The sequence below is a fragment of the Sphingobium sp. IP1 genome, from assembly GCF_002708645.1.
GTDB lineage: Bacteria > Pseudomonadota > Alphaproteobacteria > Sphingomonadales > Sphingomonadaceae > Sphingobium > Sphingobium yanoikuyae.
Genome location: NZ_NOIW01000270.1, coordinates 1 through 487, shown reverse-complemented (window position 1 = coordinate 487; position 487 = coordinate 1). Strand labels below are relative to the sequence as shown.

Sequence of the window (487 nt, the reverse complement as noted above, 5' to 3'; positions counted from 1 at the left end):
TAGGGTCCGGACTCAATTGCACCAGAAGGTGAGTGAGGCAGCGAGGAAGACGCCGGCCATGTAATTGGTGGCGAGCTTGTCGTATCTGGTGGCGATGCGGCGCCAATCCTTGAGGCGGCACCAGAGGCGCTCGACGAGGTTGCGTGCCTTATAGGCGTCGCGATCATAGGGGATGGGCGCTTTTCTGCTGCGGGTGGCGGGGATAACCACTTCGGCACCTTGGGCCTGGATGGCGGCGCGGATGGTGTTGCTGTCATAGCCGCGGTCGGCGATCAACTTGTCGAAGCGGCCACGCGCGGCCTCGATCAAGGCAGGCGCCATGGTCATGTCGGAGAGGTTGCCGGGCGAGATCAGCAGAATGCGCGGCCTTCCGGCAGCGTCGGTCAGTCCGTGGATCTTGCTGGTGCGTCCGCCGCGCGAGGTTCCGATGCCTTGCGCGAAGGCCCCCCTTTTGCGCCGGCGGCCGAGCGATGGACCTTGATGCTGG

The 487-nt window shown here is 64.9% G+C and carries 1 protein-coding gene; it reads right to left on the bottom strand.

Annotated features, from left to right (window positions below):
- Window positions 1-12: 12 nt before the first annotated feature.
- The coding region (locus tag CG471_RS29915; RefSeq protein WP_143560331.1) for an IS5 family transposase at window positions 13-487 on the bottom strand (475 nt) is incomplete at its 5' end.